Consider the following 257-nt stretch of genomic DNA (forward strand, 5'->3'; position numbering starts at 1 on the left):
CGCCGGGCAGCATCGGACGGGGCATCAGGATTGCGGGTCGGGTCATCGAGAGGTTCCGTCTTGCAGGCGGTGGCGAAGCTCGTCTTCGGCCACGATGTCCACCGCGATCCCGGCGGTGCGCAGTTCCTCCGCCTTGCGATAGGGGGCACTGACATGCGCGAAGCGACCGAACGGCTGGTCGCGGCTGACGACGAGCATCGTCGATGTCGTGCCGACCGATGCGACGACGCGCGCGCCGGCCTGCGCCAGCCACTGGG

General features: G+C 69.6%; 1 protein-coding gene. It reads right to left on the bottom strand.

Annotated features, from left to right (window positions below; all coding sequences use genetic code 11):
• Positions 1-42: 42 nt before the first annotated feature.
• Positions 43-257 (bottom strand): hypothetical protein (locus AC0IYH_RS32560; RefSeq protein ID WP_471838483.1); only part of this gene is annotated, 215 nt, incomplete at its 5' end.

The sequence above is a fragment of the Pseudomonas sp. AC463 genome (assembly GCF_979253585.1).